This window comes from Paenibacillus sp. JNU01, from assembly GCF_059130585.1.
The window spans coordinates 3,660,588-3,680,087 of record NZ_CP169723.1 but is presented as its reverse complement, the minus strand read 5'-3'; the positions used below and the strand labels follow the sequence as shown (position 1 = coordinate 3,680,087).

Genomic DNA, 19,500 nt, shown 5'->3' with positions numbered 1-19,500 from the left:
CCTGAACACGGATGTCGGGGGTTAGCTCTTTTTGATAGGTGATACTACCCCAAAGAAATCTTCGGCCTCAGCGCTAACGAACCTGAGACAACCTATTCGGGGAAAAAACATGAAATATAAATTCTAACGAACCTCAGGAACGCTATCCTTCGGAAAAGTAGTTATTTAGCTTGAAAAATGACCAAACTAGGCACAATAACGTGTCTGAGATTCGTTAGATATTAGATCCATGCTAAAAGGACCAAATAGCGTGTATCAGGTTCTTTAGAATGAAGTAAAGCAGTGGAGGTTCTCCAGGAGGGGGCGCCCTATCTCTTGCGGCCTGATTGAAGGATGGATTCCGCTAGCCGATCGGCTGCATCGGCTGTAGAGATCGCAGATTGCGCAGCTTCTGCGTATACCTTGCTCAGCGTGCCTGCAATCCCCGCCACCTTTTGGCGGATCAGGTCAGGCCCGGCGCCTTCCAGCTCGTAGGCGGTGGAGATGATTCCGCCTGCGTTGAGCACGTAATCAGGCGCGTACAGGATGCCGCGCGCCTGCATGCGGCCAACAACCAACTGTCGTTCACTCAGCTGGTTGTTGGCCGCCCCGGCAACGATGGAGCAGCGCAGCTCCTCCACCGTTGCCGGGGTCAGTACGCCCCCCAGGGCACAGGGGGCGAAGACTTTGCAGTCAGCGGCATGGATATGGGCCGGATCGGCCGAAATGGCGCCGCTGAACTGCACATGGGCACGTTGTACACGCTCCAGTACAACGTCTGCCACAATGAGCCGTGCCCCGGCTGCATGCAGGTAACGGCACAGGGCATGCCCGACCTTGCCCAGTCCCTGGACGGCAACGGGAATGCCCTGCAAAGATGCAATGCCTTGCTGGCGCAGCGAGGTCACAATGCCGATGTGTACGCCGTAGGCGGTCATCTCGGCAGTGAAGTCATCCTGCGCCCCAAGCGAACCAGTGTTGTCCGTCACATGTGCGGTCTCCATTCGGATCTGGTCCATGTCTGTCGCCGTGGTACCCAGATCAAGGCCGGTCACGTAGCGCCCGTTCAGCCGCTCCAGACAACGACCCAGTGCGCGAAAGCGCTGCGCCCGCCTGGATACGCCTGTATCCGGGCTCCCATCTATAGGATGCGACACTTCCTCAGCAACAACTTCCCGTTCCCCGCCGGCGGCCTTTCGTTGCTCTATCTTCAGATCTCCAGCGACATGCTCAACGCTTTGAGATTCACAACTAACCTCATCCGGTTTTGCATTCCTTGCAAAAGGACCATCCCATATGACCACCTTCCCGCCGCCATAGGGCAGTCCAGAGATTGCATTTTTGTACGTCATGCCTTTGGCAAGCTTCACGGCGTCCCGAACAGCCTCTTCCTCGGATGCATACGTCCAGTAGCGGCATCCACCCAGTGCAGGACCAAGGGCTGTACTATGAATCGCAATGACTGCCCTCAACCCACTAACTGGATCATGGCAAAAAATGAGTTCCTCCATGCCTTCCCGTTCCATCTCCTGCCATAGCTGCATGCCGGTACCTCCTTTTTGTTTTGCCTCATCCATCCTGTGCAATTATGCTCGATTTTATGATGATATAGCATATTCACAGTCACCAGTTTTCGCCCCTGGGACCTTCGCCCGGGTTGATAATCGGTATAAACGGTTCTATAATGGCAGTTCCGGCATGACGAAGAGCAGAAAATGCCTACGAATTGACATTCAACCGTTTAGAATAAGGGTATAACGTCCAATGATGGAGATAGAGCGAACGTACAGGAGTTTGGATAAAACGAAATCGTCGAGTAGATGCAGCAAAGGGCCGATTCACTTGTGAAGGCCAGGAAAGAGGGATTACGATTGTTTAAAATATTGGTATTTATCTTTTTGATCCAGATTGTGTACGTATCGGCTTATACACTCCGGATGATTCTGACGCTCAAAGGACAGAAATATATCGCCGCACTGATCAGCATGGGTGAGATTGTGATCTATGTGCTCGGCCTGAATCTGGTGCTTAAATATCTGACCCAACCTTCTGCCTTAATCGTGTATGCGGTGGGATACGGACTTGGTGTGTTGCTCGGAGCCTGGATTGAAGAAAAGATTGCACTCGGTTACGTTACCGTTAAAGTCATCTGTAACCAGATGGGGGGCAACGTCGCGAATGCACTTCGAGATAAAGGGTACGGCGTTACTGCATGGGTGGGTAGCGGACGTGACGGGGATCGACTCGTCATGGAGATTCTGGCGAAACGCAAAAACCAGAAACTGCTCTATCAGACGATTCTCGATCTGGACCCCAAAGCATTTGTCATTACCGTAGAGCCCAAACAGTTCCATGGCGGCTTCTGGACACGTTCCATCAAAAAGTAAAATCGAGCAGGTCTGCAGCAGATGCAGTCCTGCTTTTTTGTTTTCAATCTATCCGACATCATCTTACTGTCTCAAAGTATCCCGGAAATCTTACTCCTCAAGTTAACTCTGTACGATTCAAGGTTGCTTACAGTACAGATCCTTGCCACATCGGCAGTTCCTCCTACATGTGAGACAGGGATTATTGTTGTAATCGCTCTCAACACTTACATTGAGGGCATGTCCTTCGTAACATGGCTTGGCAGCGATGGACGAATGTAATCATCATATTTCGGGAGGAATGAATTCTATGAAAACTACAATTCGAAGCTGGTGCAGCGCAGCCTTGGCTCTAACCTTGGGGCTAACATTATTGTCCGGACCGGCAAGTGTGCAGGCAGCGGGCAACGCGGACTACAATCTTACAGGTTTCTCCCAAGGCAACGCGGGCGGCGGCATCGTCAGCGAATCCAACACAGCTACGTATAAGAAAGTGTATAATGCGACTGATCTGGCACTGGCTCTGAAAAAGAACTCCGGTGTCAAAGTCGTTGAGATCATGAACGATCTGAATCTGGGATGGAATGAGATTCCGAGTGCAGCGCAGACTTCGCCGTTTGCCAAGCATAATGATGCGTTGACGCATCCTGTATTGAAACAGACAGGTGTAAGTAAAATTACAGTGGACGGTTTCAATGGACTCACCATTTTCTCCGCCAATGGTTCCAAAATCAAACACGCTGCGATTAGCGTGAAGCGAAGCTCCAACGTGATCATCCGCAACCTGGAATTCGATGAGTTATGGGAATGGGATGAATCGACCAAAGGCGATTACGACAAGAACGATTGGGATTATATCACCCTGGAAGAGAACAGCAACGTATGGATTGATCACTGTACATTCAATAAAGCTTATGACGGACTCATCGATTCGAAAAAAGGAACCAGCGGCGTGACCATCTCCTGGTCCCTCTTCAAAGGGGATGACGGCAGCTCGAACAGCTGGGTTACCCAGCAGATTAACGAGTTGGAAGCGAATAAGGCTTCCTATCCGATGTACAACTACCTGCGCAGCAGTGCTGTAGGTCTCAGCAAAGCCGATATTATTGCCATCTCTGGACCGCAAAAGAAAGGACATCTGGTCGGTTCCACCAGCCTGGAGTCGGCTAATGCCAATCTGTCCATGACGCTGCACCATAATCTCTACAAAGACATTCAGGACCGGATGCCACGCCTGCGTGGAGGCAACGCACATGCGTATAACATCGTGATGGATGCAACAGGGGCACGTGCCGCTAAAGCCAAAATTACAACGGCAATGGCAACAGCGATTGCGTCCAAAGGTTATAAGTTCGATATTATTGGCAATGGCGCTATCTCTACGGAAAGCGGAGCTGTATTGGTGGAGAAATCAGTCATCAAGGACATGCTGTATCCTGTTCGTAACAATCAGACCGATCCGGCAGATCCGACCTATACCGGCAAAATCAGAGTGACCGATACGATGTATTCTTTGGATGGAAGCTCCTTCCGGGGCAGCAGTGATACATCTGGCAGTCCACTGGCACCAGTCCCGGCCGTGGTAAAATCATTCTCCTGGAATGGCTTCTCGACACTTCCTTACAGCTATACGACGGATGATCCATCTACGCTGAATGCACGCCTCACAGCATCCAATGGGGCGGGTTCGGGTAAACTGACTTGGTCCAAGGACAATTGGTTGAAGACGAGTTATTAGGCGATGATGTGATGTAAGTCTGAGAACAAAGCGAGGGGTATCGGGGTATCCTGTTGCTGGTTCATTCTTCAAACAAGAAAAGAGTACTCCTGCAGCTGCGAGATAGCCGGGAGTACTCTTTATTGTATAAATTAGCTCTATAAACAGTTATTAATACAAGTTCGTCTTGTAATTATACTTACTGGTAAATATAATAAATGAATGGAAATGATAACTAGTTAATTATAAACAAAAATGAGCAAGTGAATATGAGTTTGGATATAAGGATGGTGAAACAGCTTGGATGTATGGCTATACTCCGCACTGACTCTTGTTTATTTAATACTTGTTATTCGGATGGCCGTCGTTTTAACCCAGAGAAAGCAATGGCTCACATATTCCAGTTTTCAGCTATTCGTAGCGTTTAGCCTGGCATATGATAATGGAATTATTGCTGTAGGCAACCTGTTAGGAGAAGGGGAATTGTTAACCGTTCTTAGTAGCCTTCGATTTTGGCTACATGCCTTCGCTACGCCAACCCTTATTCTTGTTGGCTACCATATCTTGCGCAGCTCGGGTGCGAAGTTTGCAGATAGTAGTATAACGAAAGTGATCGCCTGGCTGCTTACACTGGGTCTGGTTATCTACCAGATTGCAGGCTTTACTTTATCCGAGGTTAAAAATCTCACTGCTATAGAAGAGTATGGAGTACTGCGATATATGGCAGAAGGTCATGGAGGTCCGCCGATGATGGTTATCATCGTGGGCATTGTACTCTTGTTTGTTAGCTTGATTGTGCTTTTCAAACATAAATGGGTATGGCTGTTTATTGGGACTGCTTTATTGTTTGCAGGGCAGCTAATCTCCCTGCCCGTGAAGAGTGGGGCTTTAACCAATGTGTATGAGCTGATTCTCATTCTCTCGATTTGGAGAACGACTACATTTTTGATGGATTCAACCGATCGTCGTCGTTATTAAGCCCCGGAGCATCAGAAAAGACTGGCCAATAAGATAGAGGCCAGTCATCTGTGTTCGTTTTTTAAATTCTATTATTCAGCTATCGATGGTATCTGATGAGGCAGACGCAGCACTCACCGAGTCGCGATAGATGATATTACCTTTCACATGAACACGGCCGAAACTGCGGTTCGGGTTGTCGACCTTTTTGAGCATCGACTGGACTGCCGTGCGCGCCATCTGTTCCACATCCACTTCGACAGTTGTCAGCTTGGGATCGGAGAGCATGGCATAGATATCATTATCAAAACCAACAACAGAGCATTGGCCAGGCACCTGAATATCCATCGAATTCAGTTTTTGAACCAGCAGATGGGCGACCTGATCACAGTTGCATACAAAGGCCGTTGGCAGCTGCTCGGGCAGATCGATCTCAATAAACGTACCGCGTTCATCCCGATCATTCAGAATTAGATTTGGATTCATCGGCAACCGATGTTCCAGCAAGGATTTGTAATACCCGAGGAATCGGTCCTGGATGCTGCTCGTGGAATACAGGTTCCCTACATAAGCAATGTTACGGTGGCCCTGCTGAACCAAATAGTTCGTCAGCTCATAGGCAGCGTAGAAGTTATCGGTAACGACGGAATCAATGTCCGAATGTTCATCATAGAAGTCGAGAAACATTTTGGGAACTTCCATTGATCGCACCAGTTCAATATACTCTTTGCTGATCTGCCCGAGCACGATAAAGCCATCGACCTTGTTGTCGCTGTACAGCTTGGGCAGCGTTAATTCTTCTTCATCCTCCACATTCAGAATGTGCAGAATGCCGTAGTAGCCCTGTTCCTCCAGATGTTTGGTGATGCGCTGGAACACGCGTACATAGAACGACTGCGTAGGTCCGGTAAAACGCTCCGGGATAATTACGCCAATATTATGGGTTAAGCCTTCCTTCATCGAACGGGCAGCGGCATTATACCGATAGCCCATTTCAACAGCAAGCACTTTAATTTTTTCTTTTAATTCGCCACTCACGCCATCTTTATCATTCAACGCTTTCGAGACGGTCACACTGCTGACCCCGAGCCTGTCGGCGATATCCCGCATGGTGATATTGTTCTTCAGTATGGTCGCCTCCTTCAAGCCGGTATAGGCACAATGTGCTGTCACTATGATGAGTGCTTTCCTCCAACATAATAACAATCCATATCAGTATACATCGTTACCCACTTGGAATAAAGCCATTCTGGCTGTTGCTTCGCTATTTTTCAGCACATTGCAGGTTTCCCTGAGAGGACGCTCTACCGATGTTACGTTAATTGTTTCTGTAAAAGCTTCTCATTCTGTTCAATCAGCTGACCCCGCTGGCTGGCACAGTCCAGGGAACGATATGGATCGGCCGGTGTGTTGAACGTATAATCAACCAGTTTCTCCAGAGTGGTAGTTGCCACATGACAGCGGGTATCACTGGATGCGTAATAGATAAAGACTTCTTGCTTCTCATTGACTACGGCACCGTTGCAGAAAATAACATTGGACACATCGCCTACACGTTCGTTGTCATAAGGGGCAATGAAGTGGCCGCCCGGCTTGGCAATCATACGCGTCGGATCATTCAGATCCGTTGCGAAAGTGTATAACACATAGCGCAGTCCTGCTGCGGTGTTCCGAACCCCGTGAGCAATGTGAATCCAGCCACGATCCGTCTTGAGCGGAGCAGGGCCTTGGCCGTTTTTGACTTCGTAAACCGTATGATACTGCCGTTCATCAATAACCGTCTCTTCATGAATGACCGGGTTCAAGATATCCTCACATAGACCAAAGGCGATACCGCCGCCGCTGCCAGTCGAGATGAATCCGTCCTGTGGACGGGTGTAGAAGGCATACTTTCCATCCACGAATTCCGGGTGCAGTACGACATTGCGCTGTTGAGGGGAATTCGTTGTGATGTTGGGCAACCGTTCCCAGCTTGTGAGATCTCGTGTCCGAACCAGTCCTGCCTGTGCCACTGCGCTGGATGTATCAAATGCAGGAGCCTCCGGATCTTTGCGTTCCGAACAATAGATGCCGTAGATCCAGCCATCTTCATGTTGAACGAGGCGCATATCATACTGATTCGTTTCATCGGCATCGATATCATCCCAGACCAGTGGTTTACCCGTGAAACGGAACCCGTCAATTCCATTGTCACTCTCCGCAAGCGCAAAGATCGATTTACGATCCAATCCTTCCGTACGAATGACCATGATGTATTTGCCATTGAAATAGATGGCTCCCGGATTCAGCGTTGCGTTAATGCCCAGGCGTTCCATAAAATGCGGGTTCGTCGTCTCATCCAGATCGAATCTCCAATGCAGCGGTACATGATGGCGAGTGATGACCGGATATTGATACCGATCATATACGCCATTGTAGAAGGAAGAGTTGATCTCATTGGGGCGGGCAAGCAACTGCTCCTGTTCCTCCAGTAACTCCTTGTATTTCGGGTGTATCATTCTGATCCCATCCTCTCGATTAGTTCAATACAGAATCTGCTGTTGTGATACGGGCATTTCCACGGTCCGGCAATTTCGCTCTGATCCGGTGTTCCGTTCCCGTCAACTGACCAGTACCATTCTCCGCCAGCGCGCTGATCAATAATATTTTCCTTCGTGTAGGTCCACAGGTGATCCACTCTCTCCAGAAACAGTGGATCACCTGTGCGCTGATACGCGTTATAGAAGCCGACCATGGCCTCCGCCTGAACCCACCAGATTCGCTTCTCATCGACATGTTCACCTTCTTGTTCATTGAGTAGGGAACCATCGGCATTCACGGCCACATTGGAGATGTTATAGGCAATATCCGTTACCATCGCCGCATACTCGGGATGTTGTTCCATCCCCAGAACTTTCAGTGCTTCGTCAATCAGCCAGCTGGCTTCAATGTCATGTCCGAACGAGTGCAGATCAATGATGGACTCCCACTGTTTGTTGAAAAATACCCCGAGAAACGTGGTGTCTTGGTCATACACCCGTTCATATAGAATGCCGAGCAGGCGTTCCAGCGCCGCCTTCACTTGCTGATCTGGCCACACGCGATAGAGTGTGGTGTAGGCCTCTAACACATGGATATGCGTATTCATGGTGTAATCCGCAATCACCCCGTTTTCGCTCAGCATTTCATTGGGCTGTTCCTTCCATGTACGATCAAATTGTTCCTTGTACGCAGGCAGTTCGGCATCCAGACCTTTGTCCTCAATGAGAGCAAAAAGCGTTTTCGCAAGTTCCAATGCAGAAGCATCCCCGGTTGCACGATAGTACTCACTGAGGGAATACACACCGAAGGATTGCGTATACACATGTTTGCTCGTGTCCAGCGCTTCCCCTCGATAATCTACCATCCAGTACATACCGCCATGTTCGGTATCCATCACATGATCGGCGAGAAAACGGTAGGCGTGTTCCGCGTGCTCGCGCCATCTTTCGTTTCCGGTAACCCGATACGCCGCTGCGAAAGACCAGAGTTGACGTGCCGTGGCGATCCCGCCTTTGGGGGCCTGTTGATTCATCTGAAGATCATTGCCCACCCAACCGTAGAACCCACCGTGGGTTGTATCTTTTAGGTTGGACCAGAAGGGTAAAATCTGCTTTTCCCAATGCTCCTTGATCTCAGATTGGAGTTGGGATGTTTTTGTATTCATAAGTGAGCGCTCCTTCAAAATAGTGCATCAATCCAATTTATTAAGTTAACGGTAACTTTATAAAACAATATTAGTGCTCTGAAAAACAGATGTCAACGAATTGCCTCGCAATTTTTCTTGTTAGGTTCTAAATAAATGAATTGACAGGTAAGCGTTACCATAATAGAATTCATTTTGTAACCTTAACGATAACTTAATTAAATTAAGAGAGGGGTCGAAACAATTGAGAAAAAACAAAGGTTGGATGATGTTGCTGACGATGCTGCTCATCACTTCACTACTTGCTGCATGTTCATCCGGAGGTGGATCTTCGCAGACAGGGGAGGAGATCAGTACAGATCCGGCAGATATTAAAGGTGAAATTACCGTCCTTACACAACGGACAGATATTGTGGATACCGTGTTCAAAGACTACGCGGCCGAGTTCAATAAGGAATACCCGGATGTCAAAGTAAACTTCCAAGCGCTGGCTGACTATGAAGGACAAGTGAAGATCCGTATGAGCACCAAGGATTATGGTGACGTATTGATGATCCCAACCAGCGTTCCGATCGCGGATATTCCGGACTTCTTCGAGCCGCTCGGCACTTATGATGAATTGAAAGACAAATACACGGCCATTGAAGAACGTATGGTAGACGGTCAAGTGTATGGTGTACCAACCGTTATTACGTTCTCAGGAATCATCTATAACAAACAGGTATTCAAGGATGCCGGTATCAATGAAGTGCCTAAGACGCCTGAGCAATTCCAGGCAGCGCTTCAATTGGTGAAAGATAACACCGATGCAATTCCTTTGTATACCAACTATGCATCCGGCTGGGCGCTTACTCAATGGGAAGCGGATCTGCCAACCGTTGCGGGTAGCGTAGATTATGTGAACGTGGACCAACCGAACACAGATGATAACTTTGTGCCTGGTCAGCCGCACTATGAACTGTACAAAGTGCTCTATGATGCAGCCAAAAATGGTCTGATTGAGAAAGATCCAACGACAACCGACTGGGAAAGTTCCAAAGCGGATCTGGCCAAAGGCAAAATTGCCACAATGGCACTTGGCTCTTGGGCCATCACACAGATTCAAGGGATGACAGATACGCCGGACGACATTGGATTTCTTCCTTTCCCAACCAATGCAAGTGATGTTGTGGTACCACTCTCCGCAGACTATAACATCGGGATGAACGTGAACAGCGAGAACAAACCTGCTGCTAAAGCCTGGATTGACTGGTTCTTGGCGAAGTCAAACTATGCAGTTGAACAGGGCGGCGGTATGGATGCAGACAAAAACGCGGAATTGCCACCGATTTTGGATCAATATAAAGATGTGAAATTCTCCACGCTCACCCCTGCCAAAGAAGGTCAGGAAGGTCTCGTTGACAAGATTGATAACGAAGGCGAAATCGGCCTCTGGCAGCCTGACTTTAAGAAACGCATTATCGAAGCAGGTATTGGTAACCGCAAGGAATCCTATGACGACATCATGAAGGACCTGAATGACAAGTGGGTAAAAGCACGAGCAGAACTCACAAAATAATGGGATTAACGTAAGTGGTCAGGTGGTGAACAGACTACGGGAGCATGGGTGAAAATCCATGTTGTATGGGGGCAAATGGTGTCTGAAGTTATGGTGCCGGATGCCTTCCCCGGCAGTTGTTCAGCCCAATTCTCCTGAACGGGAGTCTTTCGATATATAGGCGGGTCAACCGCTTGGAGGTGTGGAGAGCATGAAGTACTTAAAGGTTTCGAATTGGGGTTACTCAGCGCAACGCATATTTATCATCTGTGCCTTCTCAATTATTCCGCTGGCGTTGCTGTTCACGTTTGCATACTTACCGGTCATCAACATGTTCAAATACAGTTTCACCGATTGGAATGGATACAGCAAAAGATTCGATTATGTTGGGTTTGAGAACTATACACGCATCTTCAGTGATCCGGAATACTTCAAAGTATTTATTGTCAGTTTGTACTACTTCGCAGCTACGTTTGTGCAGATGGGCTTGGCGCTTTACTTTGCCACAATTCTGAGTTTCAAAGTCCGAGGCAAAAACTTCTTCAAAGGCATATTGTTCTTCCCTTATTTGCTGAATGGGGTAGCTATCGGTTTTATCTTCCTCTTTTTCTTCAAACCGGACGGCACACTCGATATGCTCATGCATGCTGTAGGGCTTGGACAATACACGCAGCTTTGGCTCGGTAATCCGAATATCATCAATGTGTCCCTTGCAGGCGCATCGGTATGGAGATACATGGGCTTCAACTTTATTATCTTTCTGGGTGCAATCTCCTCCATCCCGAAGGATGTATATGAAGCTTCGGATATTGACGGCGCCAATCGCTGGCAGCAATTCCGCCATATCATTCTGCCGAGTATTACGCGCATCCTGCAGCTTAACCTGATCTTGGCCATTAGCGGCGCAATTAGTGCGTTCGATATTCCATATATCATGACCGATGGTTCCAACGGCAGTATGACATTTGTCATCCAAACGGTTCACTTGGCGTTTAAATATGGCAAGCTAGGACTGGCATCTGCCATGGCAGTCGTGCTGCTCTTAATCGTTATTCTCGTTACGCTCGTGCAGCGCGTCACCATGAAAGGGGAGGAATGAACGTGACACAATTCAAATACACCCTTGCGAGCGTAGTTAAATATGCTTCCTTGATTATTGCGGCGTTTATTGCACTGTTACCTATCGTGGTGATCCTGTTTGCATCCCTCAAAACCAATGCGGAATACGCCACCAGCAGCCCGCTTGCCCCACCGGCCAACTGGCTGAACTTTGCGAACTATGCGAAGGCATTTGTGGACGGCAACATGCTGGTCGGTTTCAAAAATACAATTATTATCCTGGTCATTTCCATTATCGGTGCAACCTTAACGGGTTCCATGATTGCGTATGTGTTGGATCGGTTCAAATTCAAAGGCAAAAAGATCATGGTCGCCGCATTCCTGCTCGCTACCCTGATCCCCAGTGTGACAACGCAGGTTGCCACATTCCAGATCATCAACGCGCTCGACCTGTTCAACACACGCTGGGCAGCCATCGTGATGTACTTGGGTACAGATATCATCGCGGTGTATATCTTCCTGCAATTTCTGGGCTCCATCTCCAGTGCATTGGATGAATCCGCCATGCTGGACGGTGCTTCGTACTTCACGATCTACTGGAAAATCATCTTGCCATTGCTGAAACCGGCCATTGTAACGGTCATTATCGTGAAGGGCGTGAACATCTATAACGACTTCTACACACCGTTTCTGTACATGCCGAAGACCGATCTACAGGTCATATCCACTGCCTTGTTCAAATTCAAGGGACCGTTCGGATCGCAGTGGGAGGTCATCAGTGCCGGCATCATGATCGCCATTATACCAACGATGATCATCTTCCTGCTGTTACAGAAGTACATCTATAACGGCTTCGCACAAGGCTCTGTTAAATGAATGAAACGACGAAAGGTTTTATGAAATGCAATGAGAATGCACAGGAACGAAGAGGACAGAAAAAAGCAGGAAAAACGGAGTGTTCGCTAAAAGATTTCTGAAAGAAAGCTCACTTCGTAAGCATACGCTATAACCGGATTTTCCCCTTTCATAAGGGATCAAAAAATCTGGGGATAATGGCGATCGGAAGGTTGTTCTGTCATCAAAGTGGCCTTGTGTAAATTTAAAATGTTCATTTCATAAAAGCCTAACCGAAGGGAGAAATGAAAATGTCAGTTGCTGAAACGAAAAACGTACACATTGTGGGGGATGCCTTACCGAATATGCCGTGGGAGGCGAAACCGGAGGGGACAGAAGGCCCAGTATGGAGACATTCCGCGAATCCGGTAGTTCCGCGTAACCCGGTGAAGGGCGTTGCCCGTATTTTCAACAGCGCCGTTGTTCCGTATGAAGGGAAATTCATCGGGGTATTCCGTGCTGAAACGGTTAATGGACGTCCGCACCTCCACATGGGAGCGAGTGAGGACGGTCTGGAGTGGACGATTGAAGAGGAACGCATTGCCTTTGTCGATGAAAATGGCGATCCGTTTATGCCGAACTATGCTTACGACCCACGTCTGGTCAAAGTGGAGGATACATATTACATCATCTGGTGTACGGACTTCTACGGCGCTGCATTAGGACTGGCGAAGACGGATGACTTCAAAACGTTTGTCCGTCTTGAAAATCCGATGCTGCCGTTCAACCGGAATGGTGTGTTGTTCCCGCGCAAAATCAACGATAACTATGTGATGTTGTCCAGACCAAGTGACAGTGGACATACGCCATTCGGGGATATCTTCCTGAGCGAAAGCCCGGATCTCGTGTACTGGGGCAAACATCGTCATGTCATGAGCAAAGGCGGTCAAGGCTGGTGGCAATCGGTAAAAATTGGCGGCGGGCCTGCTCCGATCGAAACGTCCGAAGGCTGGCTGATGTTCTACCATGGCGTAACTGGAACGTGCAACGGTTTCGTCTATAGCATGGGGGCGGTTATCCTGGATCTGGATGAGCCGTCCAAAGTGAAATATCGTTCCTCCAACTTTGTGCTGACCCCGGAAAAATGGTATGAAGAGCAAGGCTTCGTGGATAACGTCATCTTCCCGTGTGCAACACTGCATGATGCCGATACCGGGCGTATCGCCATCTATTACGGTGCTGCCGACACCTATGTCGGTGTGGCTTATACGACCATCGAAGAAATCGTGAACTATGTGATCGAGACGGACGAAGTCATTGCAGGAGATCACGAGGAAGGCAAGTTGTAATTGAAGTGAAAGTGCAGAACCAATCTGAAGAAGCGAAGTGGTCGCATTTATCCCCGGATTTCTCCCTTGTATAAAAGGGATTTACAGAAATCTGGGGATAACGGCGATCGGAAGATGGTACTGCAATCGTAGTGGAAGTGAATATATTCGACTGTTTTTTAAATGAAGTGAATGGGACACAGGGGAGTATTGCACATGGAATACATCAAAGGATTTACATTTGGCTGGATGAGTGGCAGGGGAGACTTCCGCAAGCCGGAAGCGAAGGAGTCCTTGCGCCTGATGGCTGAACGTACAGGCAGTTCGCATGTTATTTTTGCACTGGCGGCACATCAGGATCATCCGCAGGCGGTAGAGGTCAAATATCGGGGTGACCATCTGGTGGATGATGATGAACTGGTCGATATGATGCGTTATGCCCGGGCACTCGGGCTGCGTGTCATTCTGAAACCAACCGTCAACTGCACCGATGGCACATGGCGTGCACATATTAACTTTTTTGATATCGATGTGCCTTGTGAACCGAAGTGGAAGGATTGGTTCCGCAGCTACACGGCATTTCAGAAGCATTATGCAGCCATTGCAGAGCAGGAAAAGTGTGAGATGTTTATCGTGGGCTGTGAGATGGTGCAATCCGAGCGTCGGGATCAGGAGTGGCGCGAGGTGATCGCTGGCGTGCGTGAAGTGTACACTGGACTGGTGTCATACAACACGGACAAATATCAGGAAGCCCATGTGAAGTGGTGGGATGCTGTGGATGTAATCTCATCCAGCGGTTATTACCCCATCGGAGATTGGGAGGCACAGCTGAATCGAATCGAGCAGGCGATTGCTCCGTATGGCAAACCCTTTTTCTTTGCGGAAGCCGGTTGTCCTAGCCGCAACGGATCAGCTCATGTACCGAACGATTGGGGACTGGAAGGCGAAGTGAGCGCGGAGGAACAGGAACGTTTCTATGAAGCCATGTTCCGGCATGTTGGTCAGCGTGACTGGGTGCGCGGATTCGGCCTATGGGACTGGAGCGCACAGTTGTACGCAGAGAAGGATGCGCTGATGGATGACGGATATGGAGTATTTGGTAAGCCAGCGGAGAAGGTTATTCGTCGGTTCTATGAGGGCATCATTGTAGAAGTTTAAACGAGAAGCAAGAAGGCGTATGTGAAGATGAACCTTTAGTGATATCCTCATATGCGTCTCTTTTGGTATCAATTTAAAATACGAGATGAACATGACTCACGAAGAGACGTGTTGTGTGCATGCAGACAGGAGTGAATCCCATGGGCGACATGCCATTGGAACAGTTGAAAAAATACAGCGGAAGCAGTCCGAAACCGGAAGATTTCGATGCTTATTGGAGCCTGGCCCTCGCGGAGCTTGATGCGCAATCGCTTGAATATGAATTGATTCCAGCGGCTTTCACATCGCCGCTTGCAGAATGCTTCCATCTTTATTTCACGGGTGTGGGAGGCGCACGTATACATGGTAAGCTGGTTCGGCCTATAGCAGCATCTATTGATGACAAGGGCCAAGCAATGGCCATGTTTCATGGATATTCCGGTGATAGCGGCGACTGGTTCGACAAGATTACATATGCAGCTCATGGCATCACCGTGCTGGCTTTGGATTGCCGAGGACAAGGTGGGCTCTCCGAGGATAACCTGCATGTACAAGGAACAACCATTCGAGGACATATCATTCGGGGCATCGATGACCCTGACCCCAATAAGTTATATTTCCGTAACGTCTTCCTCGATACGGTGCAGACCGTGCGCATTCTGATGTCAATGCCACATGTTGATGCGGAGCGGGTGGGTGTCTACGGCTGTTCACAGGGTGGGGCGTTAGCCACGGCGTGTGCTTCACTTGAACCACGCGTGAAGCTGGCGGTGCCGGTATATCCTTTTTTATCAGATTACAGACAAGCCTGGGAACTGGGTGCCTCAACCTCTGCCTATGAGGAACTGTTGTATTACTTCCGGTTATTTGATCCAAATCATGAGCGGGAGGATGCTAATTTTCAACAAGCTGGGATACATCGATATCTCCAATCTGGCTGAACGAATTCAGGCCAAGGTTTTGTTTGTTACCGGACTTGCAGACACCATCTGCCCGCCATCCACCCAGTTTGCAACATACAACCGGATTCGTTCGGAAAAAGAGTTGGTGGTCTATCACGAGTACGGGCACGAGTACATTCCGGGTTTGTCTGATCGAACGTTACAGGCGTTTTTGGAGCTTTAGATGTAGATCATCATTCAGGAGTTCTCCATCTATACTATGCGGTGGATTCGGGCACGTTATCTTCGATGATATTCGTGCTGTGAGCAAGGAATAACTCGTAAAGGCAAGCTTATTCCTATATATGAGGGCATATTCAGGTCAAGTGGCTCTTCCTCCCACAGGAAGGGCTTTTTTGGCATATTTAATAGGGATACATATAATGTCGAATTTTGTTGACAAAAGAAGGACTCCTGCCTATTCTTAATGGATGAATATGATAATCATTATCATAAAATAGAGAAAAGGGGTTCAACATCCATGTCTGTACAACATCGCAAATCTTCGGCTCTCACGCTGGCAACGATGCTGTTGTTGCTATTGGTTATCGTGGGCTGCAGCAATACAGGAAGTGGAGATGAATCCTCATCTGCTGCTTCGGATCAAACATCTACGAAGTCGATTACGATGTCATGGCCACGTGATATCGGTACAATGAATCCGCATACGTACAATCCTTCGCAATTATTTGCCCAATCCATGCTCTATGAGCCATTGATCAGTTACCAGAAGGACGGAAAACTGGAACCTGCGCTGGCAGAATCATGGACCATCTCCGATGACGGCAAAGTATATACATTCAAGCTTCGCCAAGGTGTGAAATTCTCAGATGGTACGCCATTTAATGCTGAGATTGTGAAAAAGAACTTTGATGCTGTAATGAAAAATAAAGATACACATAGCTGGCTGGGCATTGTAGGCGTGCTCGACAAGACGGAGGTTGTGGACGACCAGACTTTCCGACTGACACTTACAGAGCCGTATTATCCTGTTCTTCAGGATTTGTCGGTGGTTCGTCCTTTACGTTTCCTGGGTGAAGCTGGATTCCCGGATAACGGAGATACTTCCCAAGGCATTAAAGAGCCAGTTGGAACGGGCCCGTGGATGCTGGCTGATTACAAGCAGGACGAATATGCTGTGTTCAAACGCAACCCGAATTATTGGGGAACAGCACCGAAGGTAGATCAGATTACGGTCAAAATCATTCCTGACGGTGAAACCCGTGTCCTTGCATTTGAAAAAGGCGATCTCGACCTGATCTACGGGGAAGGTGTGATCAGTCTGGATGCATTCCAACAGCTTCGTGACAACGATGAATATGTGACGCAATTGTCTGATCCGGTGGGCACACGCAGTCTGCTGCTGAACTCTTCCAATCCCAAGCTGTCCGATGTCAGAGTGCGGATGGCGCTCCAGCAAGGGTTTAACAAACAGGCGATGGTTGAGGGGGTCACTTCCGGTTTGGAAGAACCAGCCGACACCGTATTGTCCAAAAACTATCCGTACACCAATGTAGACCTGGAACCGATCACGTATGACGTGGAGAAATCCAAAGCATTACTGGATGAAGCGGGCTGGAAGCTGCCGGCTGGTGGTACGGTTCGTGAGAAAGACGGACAGCAGCTTGATTTCGAAATGATTTTTGACAAAACGGACCCGATTCAGAAAGCGATGGCGGAGACCATTCAGGCTGAGTGGAGCGAGCTGGGGGTTAAAGTAAACCTCACTGGACTGGAACTGACGGTTCAGATCAAACGTCTGAAAGCCAATGACTTCGACCTGTATTTCTGGTATAACTATGGCGCGCCGTATGATCCCCATTCTTTCATTAACGTTGTAGCGAGCCCTGGATTCGGGATTTCCGAGACCCTGAGTGCGTTGCCGATGAAAAAGGAACTGGACGATCAGGTGCATGCAGCCCTTTCATCTACAGACGAGACGAAACGCCAGGAGTTATATGGCTCCATCCTGAAAACTCTTCAGGAGCAATCGGCGATCGTACCGATCTCTTACATTAAGAAAACGGCTGTATATCAGAAGAAAATCTCCAACTTTATTTTCCCGGCGAACCGTGATGAGAATCCGTTTGTCGGCATTGAACTGGGCAATCAATAAATAGTAAATACTTTAATTAGGGAAGTGGATGGTCCTTGGTAAGGCCATGTAGCTTGATGAAAGGGAGGAACGTTTGGTGATCGGCTATATTGGTAGACGAATGATCGCGATCATTCCTATCGTTTTTATCGCTACACTTGTTACCTTTGCACTTATTCATATCTCACCAGTTGATCCGGCCGAGGCTTATCTGACAGCAGCTCATATCTATCCAACACCGGAGCTGCTTGCGCAAAAGCGACATGAATTCGGTCTGGATCAGCCCTTGTTAACCCAATATGCGCATACGATTCAGAAGATTGCCAAGCTCGACTTCGGCACTTCGTACCTCACCAATAAACCCGTATGGGATGAAGTGAAATTAAGGCTTCCGGCTACGGCTGAACTGGCCTTTTGGAGTATATTGTTATCGGCCTTGGTGAGTATTCCTTTGGGAGTCCTAGCAGCGATATATAAGAATAGCTGGATTGATATGGTCAGCCGGGCCATTTCCTATATTGGAGCATCTATTCCGCAATTCTGGCTCGGTTACCTGCTGATTTTCTTTTTCTCGGTGAAGCTGGACTGGCTGCCTGTGGAGGGGCGTGGATCGTGGGAGAATCTGGTTCTGCCTACGATTACACTCTCCTTGATTCTTATTGCGGTCTACACCCGATTGTTGCGTTCCAGTGTACTGGAGCAATTGCAGGAAACGTATGTACAGTACGCGAGAACACGTGGAATTCGCGAACGAGTCATTATGCTCAAGCATGTCCTGAAGATCGCTATATCCCCCCTCATTACGGGGATGGGGATGAGTATGGGCAAGCTGCTCACAGGCACGATTATTGTAGAGCAGGTGTTCTCCTGGCCTGGGTTCGGAAGATATTTTGTTGATGCGATATTTAACCGGGATATTCCCGTGATTCAATGTTATGTCTTCCTCGCGGCATGCCTGTTCATCGTATGCAATCTGCTCGTTGATCTGGTGCAGCTCTATATGGACCCACGGATTTCGGCGAAAGGACGGGCAGAACATTGATAAACAAATGGCGTGCGGTATTTAAAGGACAGAGAGCCATCCAGATCTGCTCGGTGATCATATTGCTTTTCTTCGGGATTGCTATACTTGCTCCATGGATTGCCCCTCATGACCCGGTGAAGGTGAACCTGTTGCAGAAGCTGTCGAGTCCATCGCTTGAGCATTGGCTCGGAACGGATCATCTGGGACGCGACAATCTCACCAGACTGATATATGGAGCGCGGGTGTCGCTCGGCTTTGCTACCCTGATCTTTCTGTCTTCATTGCTCATTGGCGTCATTGTGGGTTCGATCTCCGGTTATCTTGGTGGCTGGGTGGACAGTCTGCTAATGCGCTTGTGTGAAGGCATTATGGCATTTCCGAATCTGGTGCTAGTACTCGGTATTGTGGGGATTTCTGGTCCAGGTCTGATGCAGGTGCTCCTAGCACTCATGATGGTACAGTGGGTGCATTATGCACGCATCTGCCGGAATATGGTCGTGAGTCTGAAGGAACGGAACTTCATCGCAGCGGCACGGATTAGCGGCTCTTCTTCGTGGACGACTATTCGCAAACATATCATCCCCAATGTGCAGCGTCCTATTGTTGTCATGGGCACGTTAGAGATGGGTTGGGCGATTATGGATATATCCGCACTATCCTTCCTGGGGCTTGGCATTCAACCACCCAATGCAGAGTGGGGCGCCATGATTCATGAAGGAACGGGTTATATTCGCAGTCATCCGGAGTTAATGATCTACCCGGGTGCATTGATTCTGCTGGTCGTCATTACGTTCAACATCTTGGGTGAAGCATTATCCGAGCGTTATGGCATTGCAAAACGGTAGTTGATTCGGAACCAAAC

Annotated in this window: 15 protein-coding genes and 1 pseudogene; 12 read left to right on the top strand and 4 right to left on the bottom strand. The window is 48.5% G+C overall.

All coding sequences use genetic code 11. The features are described 5' to 3' along the window. Positions 1-308: 308 nt before the first annotated feature. The gene (locus NLBNIHML_RS15985; protein WP_494352279.1) at positions 309-1,523 is read right to left on the bottom strand and encodes a Leu/Phe/Val dehydrogenase; all 1,215 of its coding nucleotides are present in this window, start codon (positions 1,521-1,523) and stop codon (positions 309-311) included. Between the two features lie 327 nt (positions 1,524-1,850). On the opposite strand from NLBNIHML_RS15985, the gene NLBNIHML_RS15980 reads away from it, so the two are divergent. From NLBNIHML_RS15980 to NLBNIHML_RS15970, 3 genes are all read left to right on the top strand, one after another. Then, positions 1,851-2,366, top strand: a complete 516-nt coding sequence (locus NLBNIHML_RS15980; protein ID WP_062836740.1) for a DUF2179 domain-containing protein — start codon at positions 1,851-1,853, stop codon at positions 2,364-2,366. A 289-nt stretch (positions 2,367-2,655) separates the two neighbouring features. Further along, the gene (locus NLBNIHML_RS15975) at positions 2,656-4,083 is read left to right on the top strand and encodes a pectate lyase family protein (RefSeq protein WP_494352278.1); all 1,428 of its coding nucleotides are present in this window, start codon (positions 2,656-2,658) and stop codon (positions 4,081-4,083) included. Between the two features lie 279 nt (positions 4,084-4,362). Beyond that, positions 4,363-5,040 carry a hypothetical protein gene (locus NLBNIHML_RS15970; RefSeq protein WP_494352277.1) on the top strand — a complete coding sequence of 226 codons (678 nt, stop codon included), beginning with the start codon at positions 4,363-4,365 and terminating at the stop codon, positions 5,038-5,040. A gap of 75 nt (positions 5,041-5,115) precedes the next feature. Here NLBNIHML_RS15970 and NLBNIHML_RS15965 read toward each other — a convergent pair whose 3' ends face one another. The 3 genes from NLBNIHML_RS15965 to NLBNIHML_RS15955 all read right to left on the bottom strand — a co-directional run bounded on the left by NLBNIHML_RS15965 (position 5,116) and on the right by NLBNIHML_RS15955 (position 8,704). Next, positions 5,116-6,192 carry a substrate-binding domain-containing protein gene (locus tag NLBNIHML_RS15965; RefSeq protein ID WP_339238633.1) on the bottom strand — a complete coding sequence of 359 codons (1,077 nt, stop codon included), beginning with the start codon at positions 6,190-6,192 and terminating at the stop codon, positions 5,116-5,118. 140 nt (positions 6,193-6,332) lie between these two features. Continuing rightward, positions 6,333-7,517 carry a glycoside hydrolase family 130 protein gene (locus tag NLBNIHML_RS15960; protein ID WP_494352276.1) on the bottom strand — a complete coding sequence of 395 codons (1,185 nt, stop codon included), beginning with the start codon at positions 7,515-7,517 and terminating at the stop codon, positions 6,333-6,335. Continuing rightward, positions 7,514-8,704, bottom strand: coding sequence for an AGE family epimerase/isomerase (locus NLBNIHML_RS15955; protein WP_494352275.1), 1,191 nt, complete (start codon positions 8,702-8,704; stop codon positions 7,514-7,516). The genes NLBNIHML_RS15960 and NLBNIHML_RS15955 overlap by 4 nt, the downstream gene beginning before the upstream one ends. A 223-nt stretch (positions 8,705-8,927) precedes the next feature. Here NLBNIHML_RS15955 and NLBNIHML_RS15950 point away from each other — a divergent pair, with 223 nt between their 5' ends. The 9 genes and pseudogenes from NLBNIHML_RS15950 to nikC all read left to right on the top strand — a co-directional run bounded on the left by NLBNIHML_RS15950 (position 8,928) and on the right by nikC (position 19,483). Further along, positions 8,928-10,241: an ABC transporter substrate-binding protein gene (locus NLBNIHML_RS15950; protein ID WP_494352274.1), complete on the top strand. Its 1,314-nt coding sequence runs from the start codon at positions 8,928-8,930 to the stop codon at positions 10,239-10,241. A gap of 190 nt (positions 10,242-10,431) precedes the next feature. Beyond that, the gene (locus tag NLBNIHML_RS15945; RefSeq protein WP_339238629.1) at positions 10,432-11,319 is read left to right on the top strand and encodes a carbohydrate ABC transporter permease; all 888 of its coding nucleotides are present in this window, start codon (positions 10,432-10,434) and stop codon (positions 11,317-11,319) included. Further along, a complete protein-coding gene (locus tag NLBNIHML_RS15940; protein WP_339238628.1) occupies positions 11,316-12,155 on the top strand; it encodes a carbohydrate ABC transporter permease in 840 nt (279 codons plus the stop codon). The genes NLBNIHML_RS15945 and NLBNIHML_RS15940 overlap by 4 nt, the downstream gene beginning before the upstream one ends. Positions 12,156-12,424: 269 nt before the next feature. Then, complete coding sequence (locus NLBNIHML_RS15935; protein WP_340965100.1) at positions 12,425-13,462, top strand: glycoside hydrolase family 130 protein; 1,038 nt, start codon at positions 12,425-12,427, stop codon at positions 13,460-13,462. Between the two features lie 195 nt (positions 13,463-13,657). Further along, complete coding sequence (locus tag NLBNIHML_RS15930) at positions 13,658-14,599, top strand: glycoside hydrolase family 113 (protein WP_494352273.1); 942 nt, start codon at positions 13,658-13,660, stop codon at positions 14,597-14,599. A gap of 140 nt (positions 14,600-14,739) precedes the next feature. After that, a pseudogene (locus tag NLBNIHML_RS15925) lies at positions 14,740-15,703 on the top strand (acetylxylan esterase). Between the two features lie 297 nt (positions 15,704-16,000). Beyond that, complete coding sequence (nikA, locus tag NLBNIHML_RS15920; RefSeq protein WP_494352272.1) at positions 16,001-17,635, top strand: nickel ABC transporter substrate-binding protein; 1,635 nt, start codon at positions 16,001-16,003, stop codon at positions 17,633-17,635. A gap of 76 nt (positions 17,636-17,711) precedes the next feature. Continuing rightward, entirely contained in the window at positions 17,712-18,656 is a 945-nt protein-coding gene (gene nikB / locus NLBNIHML_RS15915) for a nickel ABC transporter permease subunit NikB (RefSeq protein WP_494352271.1), read from the top strand. Continuing rightward, entirely contained in the window at positions 18,653-19,483 is an 831-nt protein-coding gene (gene nikC / locus NLBNIHML_RS15910) for a nickel ABC transporter permease subunit NikC (protein WP_494352270.1), read from the top strand. Before nikB ends, nikC begins: the two co-directional genes overlap by 4 nt. Positions 19,484-19,500: the final 17 nt, after the last annotated feature.

Excerpts from the sequence above, each read along its gene's own strand:
- NLBNIHML_RS15975 (WP_494352278.1), top strand. The coding sequence starts at position 2,656 with ATGAAAACTACAATTCGAAGCTGGTGCAGCGCAGCCTTGGCTCTAACC.
- NLBNIHML_RS15935 (WP_340965100.1), top strand. The coding sequence starts at position 12,425 with ATGTCAGTTGCTGAAACGAAAAACGTACACATTGTGGGGGATGCCTTA.
- NLBNIHML_RS15960 (WP_494352276.1), bottom strand. The coding sequence starts at position 7,517 with ATGATACACCCGAAATACAAGGAGTTACTGGAGGAACAGGAGCAGTTG.
- NLBNIHML_RS15955 (WP_494352275.1), bottom strand. The coding sequence starts at position 8,704 with ATGAATACAAAAACATCCCAACTCCAATCTGAGATCAAGGAGCATTGG.
- NLBNIHML_RS15985 (WP_494352279.1), bottom strand. The coding sequence starts at position 1,523 with ATGCAGCTATGGCAGGAGATGGAACGGGAAGGCATGGAGGAACTCATT.
- NLBNIHML_RS15930 (WP_494352273.1), top strand. The coding sequence starts at position 13,658 with ATGGAATACATCAAAGGATTTACATTTGGCTGGATGAGTGGCAGGGGA.
- nikA (WP_494352272.1), top strand. The coding sequence starts at position 16,001 with ATGTCTGTACAACATCGCAAATCTTCGGCTCTCACGCTGGCAACGATG.
- NLBNIHML_RS15945 (WP_339238629.1), top strand. The coding sequence starts at position 10,432 with ATGAAGTACTTAAAGGTTTCGAATTGGGGTTACTCAGCGCAACGCATA.
- NLBNIHML_RS15940 (WP_339238628.1), top strand. The coding sequence starts at position 11,316 with ATGAACGTGACACAATTCAAATACACCCTTGCGAGCGTAGTTAAATAT.